This window comes from Nonomuraea insulae (assembly GCF_042656245.1).
This window is the reverse complement of record NZ_JBHSPA010000132.1, coordinates 1-4,776: the sequence shown is the minus strand read 5'-3', so window position 1 is coordinate 4,776 and position 4,776 is coordinate 1. Positions and strand designations below refer to the sequence as shown.

The 4,776-nt window shown below is 69.1% G+C and carries 5 protein-coding genes; 4 read left to right on the top strand and 1 reads right to left on the bottom strand.

The genetic code is table 11. The features are described from left to right. On the bottom strand, positions 1-695 hold a 695-nt coding region (locus ACFPZ3_RS68035), incomplete at its 3' end, for a hypothetical protein (RefSeq protein WP_379524968.1). 282 nt (positions 696-977) lie between these two features. Here ACFPZ3_RS68035 and ACFPZ3_RS68030 point away from each other — a divergent pair. The 4 genes from ACFPZ3_RS68030 to ACFPZ3_RS68015 form a co-directional block, all read left to right on the top strand. Next, positions 978-1,262 (top strand): UBP-type zinc finger domain-containing protein, encoded by a 285-nt coding sequence (locus tag ACFPZ3_RS68030; protein WP_379524967.1) that lies wholly within the window; start codon positions 978-980, stop codon positions 1,260-1,262. Positions 1,263-1,281: 19 nt separating this feature from the next. After that, on the top strand, positions 1,282-2,286 hold the full coding sequence (locus ACFPZ3_RS68025; protein ID WP_379524966.1) for an acyl-CoA desaturase: 1,005 nt from the start codon (positions 1,282-1,284) through the stop codon (positions 2,284-2,286). A 174-nt stretch (positions 2,287-2,460) separates the two neighbouring features. Continuing rightward, on the top strand, positions 2,461-4,215 hold the full coding sequence (locus ACFPZ3_RS68020; RefSeq protein WP_379524965.1) for an ABC transporter ATP-binding protein: 1,755 nt from the start codon (positions 2,461-2,463) through the stop codon (positions 4,213-4,215). After that, the coding region (locus tag ACFPZ3_RS68015; RefSeq protein ID WP_379524964.1) for an ABC transporter ATP-binding protein at positions 4,212-4,776 on the top strand (565 nt) is incomplete at its 3' end. The genes ACFPZ3_RS68020 and ACFPZ3_RS68015, both read left to right, overlap by 4 nt.

Below are 4,776 nucleotides of genomic sequence, written 5' to 3'. Positions count from 1 at the left end.
AGCGTGCCGGTCGTCTCGGAGAAGATGTCACCGATGCCGTCACCGTTGAAATCCGCGCCGTGTACGGAGGCGTCGTCGACGATGTTCTTGTACCGGATGGGCGTGTAGTTCTGCATGCTCGACCAGGACTCGTCCCCCCGGTCCCCGTGGGAGTTGACGGACGGGCCCTTCGCCCAGTCGTCCTGCCATCCGTCGCCGTCGGAGTCGTTGCCGCCGTTGAGGGAGTAGGTCCACGCGCCCTGGCTGTGGTCCTGATCGTTCTTCCACCGGGCGAAGAGCTCCATGTGCCCGTCGCGGAGAATCGCGTCGCCCGGCAGGAGGTTGTGCAGGCTCGGCAGCGTGACCTTGCCGGAATAGCCGGCGAAGTCGTCTGTGCTGTTGCCGCCCTTGCCGGAGTTCGCGGTGATGTGCCAGGCCATGGAGACCAGGCCGGAGCAGTCCGGCCCGTACTTGTGGTCCCCCTCCACGTCCGTGATCAAGGTGTTGGGCCGGCGCGTCAGGTTGTAGCGGACGTTGCGGTCGACCCAGTTCTCGGCGCGCGCCAGAACCTCCGATCGGGTGATCCTCCCGTCGGGGGAGCTCGCGGCGTGCGCGGCCTGGGGCTGAGCGGCAACATCCAGGGCGGAGAAGGAGAATGTCGCGGCGATGAGCGCGAGGCCGGCCAAGAGGCGGACGGGGGGTGACTTTCTCGACATCGGGCTTTCCTCCGGTGCGATGAGGCCTCTTGCCGGCCCCAAGTCACGCCAGAGTGTCGATCGACGCTGGAAATCCCCTGCAACGCCCTTTCAGGGCCTTTCCCACGGCACAGGGTTCGAGCCGCGCCGGGCTCGCAATCGCCGCAGCTGATGAGGCTAGCTGGGATTGCGTGTTTCCCTCGGCTCGCCGTTCACCTTGACTCGTGGATGACACGTCGGCGCAGCTCGCGCCGCTGTCAACGTGAAAGGCTCGTGGTGACCCTGGACGCAGATGGAACGATCGTGACCGCGCGGGCTGGCCTGAACGGTCAGGCTCCGCGCTGCGAGCACGTCGACGTGCTCCAGGCGGTGGAGCACGGACTGCCCGAATGCAAGGAATGTCTGGCCGGCGACCAGACCTGGACGAGGTTACTGGTCTGCCTGACCTGCGGGTGGGTGGCCTGTTCCGACGATTCGAGCGGCGGCCACGCCAAGGCGCACTACAGGGAGACCGACCACCCGGTAGTCGCGGTCCTGGAACCGCACTCGACCTGGCGATGGTGCTATGTGCACCGGCGGACTGTATGAACGAGACGAATGAGACTTCATGACCATTTCTAACCGGCCGGTGAGAGATCGGCAGGATTACGACGGCGCGTCACCGTTCCCCGGGGCCGGGGAGCACACGCCGGCCGGCAGGGCGCAGATCGGGCTGACGGGGGCGATCGTCGTCCTGCCGTTCGTCGCGCTCGGCGTCGCGATCTTCCTGGCGTGGGGGCACGGCGTCGAGCTCGCCGACCTGCTGCTGGCCGCGGCCTTCTACGTGGTGACCGGGCTGGGGGTGACGGTCGGGTTCCATCGGCTGCTCACCCACGGCTCCTTCACCGCCCGGCCGCGGTTGCGGGTGGTGCTGGCGGTCGCCGGGTCGATGGGCTTCCAGGGGAACGTGATCGACTGGGTGGCGGTGCATCGCCGTCATCACGCCTTCACCGACCGGCCGGGCGATCCGCACTCCCCCTACCGGTACGGCACCGGCCTGCGCGGGCAACTACGGGGGCTTGCCCACGCCCACCTGGGCTGGATGTTCGCCGACGACCAGACCCCGGCCGAACGCTACGCTCCCGACCTGCTCGCCGACCCGGCCATGATCAAGGTCGCGCGCGCCTTCCCCGCGCTGTGCGCGCTGTCGCTGGCGCTGCCGTTCCTGGCCGGCTGGGCGATCACCGGCACCCTGTACGGCGGCCTGACCGCGTTCCTGTGGGCCGGCCTGATCCGCGTCGCGCTGCTGCAGCACGTCACCTGGAGCGTCAACTCCCTGTGCCACGTCGTCGGCAGCAGGCCCTTCAAGACCCGCCGCCACGACCGGGCGACGAACCTGTGGCCCCTGGCCCTGCTGTCCTTCGGCGAAAGCTGGCACAACGGCCACCACAGCGAGCCCAGCTGCGCCCGCCACGGCCTCGACCGCGGCCAGCTCGACCCGTCCGCCGGCATGATCCGCCTGTTCGAACGGCTCGGCTGGGCGAGTGACGTGCGCTGGCCCGACCACGACCGCATCCAATCCCGCCGAACCGACAACCCCGGGCCTCAGCAGGACGCCGTGCTTGACGGATGAGGCTGCCGGGAGCGGTTGACCCCCTGCGGATACCGGTCCAGGATATTCGAGTGCGGGAAAACGGGTAAAAGTCCGATAGGCCCTTCGGGTGTCCGATGGCTCGCCTTGTCCTTCATGATGCGGGCGCTTCCTGGAAGAAGTGCTCTCCAGCTGTTCCTGGCATGCGTGTGCGGGATGTTGCCGGCGATATTCGGCGGCCTGGTCGGGCTGATCGCCGGAATACTTCCCGAGACCATTCGCGATGGCGGTCTCGACACGGAAAGCGGTAAAAGGCTCGTCGCCCTGTTGGTCGCGGCGGTCATTCTCCTCCTCGCGCAGGAGTTGGCCGGCTCGGCCTATGAAGTAGCGAAATGGGCTTTCTACCGCCGATACGAGCACTACCTCCTCGGACGCGTTATCGACGCGACCTTGAGTACGCGACGGCTGGAGCTGTTCGAGGATCCCCAGCTGTCCCGGCTCGCCGACCGGGCCGTCCGGCTCGCCGGGCTCGATCCCGGTGACCTGGTCGACGGCTGGTGCACGAGGTGGTCGCACCTCTTCCAGGGCGCCGCGGCCGCCGCGCTCGTCGCGACGGTCTGGCCGGTCGCGGCCGGCGTCCTGGTCGTGGTCTGGTTCGTCGCCGGCGCCGTCATGCTGACGGCGCTGCGGCGCCTGGACATCGACTCGTGGTCCTCGGGGCTCCGAGAGGCGGAGTACCTCGCGAGGATCGCAGAAAAGCCGGCGTGGGCCAAGGAGGTCCGGGTGTTCGGGCTGACCGGCTGGCTCGCCGAGCGGTTCGGCCTCCGATGGACCCGTGCCCTTGACCAGCTGGCGCGGGCGCGCGGGGCCGGGCGGTGGCGGACCGTGACGGTGCTGCTCGCCCTCCTCTGCTCGCACGGGGTCATCGCCGCCGTCATGGTCGCTGACGGCCTGGCCGGAAGTCTCTCCGCGACGCAGATCACGGTGCTCCTCCTCGGCATGTCAGGGATGACCGTGCTGGCCGACCAGACCGGCGCGGAGCTCATCGAGTACGGCAGCCCGCGCGTGCCTCTCGTCCTCGACCTGGAGAAGGAGGCCGCCCAGGTTGCCACAGGCGCCGGCCCCAAGCCCCTGCGGTCCCCTCGTCCCGTCCGGATCTCGCGGGAGATCCGGTTCTCCGACGTGGACTTCGCCTACCCGAATGCACGGCCCGTGTTCCGGCGGCTGAACCTGGCGATCGAGGCCGGCACCTCGCTGGGCGTCGTCGGGCTCAACGGCGCCGGCAAGACCACCCTGACAAAGCTGCTGTGCGGGCTCGAGGTCCCGGCGGCGGGCACCATCACCGTGGACGGAGTCCCTGTCCAGGAGCTCGACATCGGCGCGTGGCGTCGAACGATCGCGGCGATCTTCCAGGATTTCGTGCACTACGAGCTCCCCGTACGGGACAACATCGGTTTCGGCGCGGTGGAGGCGCTGCGGGCAGCCGGGGAAGGCGCGGAGGCGTCCAGGACGGCCCGCGACCGTCTCGACGCCGTGGTGCGCACCGCCGCCGAACGGGCCGGAGCGCACAACCTCATCGCGGGCCTGCCGGACGGGCTCGACACGACGCTGTCGCGACGGTTCCCGGGCGGCGTCGACCTGTCCGGCGGCCAATGGCAACGCATCGCTCTCGCGCGAGCCATGGCAGCGGTGGAGAACGGCGCCGGTCTGCTCATCCTCGACGAGCCGACGGCACAGCTGGATGTTCGCGCCGAAGCGGACCTGTACGACCGTTTCCTCGACCTGACTCGTGACCTGACGACGATCATCATCAGTCACCGGTTCTCGACCGTACGCCACGCGGACCGGATCGTGGTGCTGGACCAGGGCCGGATCGTCGAGGACGGCGGGCACGACGAACTCGTCGCGGCCGGTGGGGAGTACGCCCGGCTCTTCTCCCTCCAGGCCGCCTCATACGGGATCGCGACGTGACACGTGGCAGGTGGCGACGATCCGCCACCCTCGTGCTCAGCGCCGCCTGGTCGGCGGACCGGTGGCGCACCACCCTGGCCTTCCTCTCGCTCACCGCTCAGGTCGTCATTCAGGTGCTCTTCGCCTACTGGCTGAAGCTGCTCATCGACGCGATCGCCGCGTCGGACGGCAGGGCGGCGCTGCTGGGAGCCTGTGGCGTCGTGGGTTCGATCGCGGGCGCCTCGGTCTTCGCCCACTGGGGCGGTCGCGTGCTCGCCGGGCTCAGCGGCCGTCTGCGCTATTGGCTCAACCGGCGCGTACTCGAGATCTCGGCGAGCATGCCGACGCTCGATCTGCACGAGACTCCCGAGCACCTGACCCAGTTCGAGGCCCTGCGCCGACAGCAGTACCAGCTGTACCAGGCTGTTCCGCGGCTCATCGAGCTGCTGGCCTCGCTGATCCGTATGGTCACGATGGGCATACTCCTGGCCGGCGTCACCCCGGCGCTCCTGGCACTTCCGCTCGTCGTCGAGCTGTGCCGCTCGGCCGGATTCACCCCCACCCTCTACGGGGGCACCGTCG